The organism is Vibrio sp. 704, assembly GCF_033339295.1.
The window spans coordinates 1-557 of record NZ_JAWOUH010000840.1 but is presented as its reverse complement, the minus strand read 5'-3'; the positions used below and the strand labels follow the sequence as shown (position 1 = coordinate 557).

The following is a 557-nucleotide window of genomic DNA, read 5'->3' as shown; positions in this document are numbered from 1 at the left end:
CTGTATTGGCAATGTCTAGCTTCAGGCTGAATGCGGATATGGGGCAACTCAGCGCCATTGTTATCTTCATCGCTTTGGTTGTGGACTTCTTATTCCTCCCAACCTTACTAATGCTATTCGATAAAAAAGCGTACTTACAAGAAAGTCCGTCTGATAACGCGCGCTTGAAAGCGTCGTCCACCATCACTGCAACTCAGTCATAACTCAGAATTAAAAGGAATTGAACCATGAAAAAAATGAACCACGTATTGCAAGTTTTGATGTTGTCGGCTTCGCTAGTTGCATCGCCATTCACTTATGCGAATGAAGAAAAAGGGCTAGAAATTGCTCAGGAGCGAAAAGCAAGAGATGAAGGTTGGGGCGACTCTATCGCAACCATGGAGATGATTTTAAAGAACGCACAAGGTGAAAGCAGTACGCGCCTTATGCGATTGAAATCTCTCGAAGTTGAAGGGGATGGCGACAAAGGGCTGACCATTTTTGACCAGCCTCGGGATGTCACGGGCACGGCTTTTCTCAACCATTCTCATACCATTGGTGCGGATGACCAATGGTTG

General features: G+C 45.6%; 2 protein-coding genes. Both read left to right on the top strand.

Annotated elements, in window-relative coordinates; all coding sequences use genetic code 11:
• A partial coding sequence (locus R7R24_RS29440; RefSeq protein WP_318120555.1) for a hypothetical protein occupies positions 1-203 on the top strand: 203 nt, incomplete at its 5' end.
• Between the two features lie 24 nt (positions 204-227).
• Positions 228-557: outer membrane lipoprotein-sorting protein (locus R7R24_RS29435; protein ID WP_318120554.1), on the top strand; the 330-nt coding region annotated here is incomplete at its 3' end.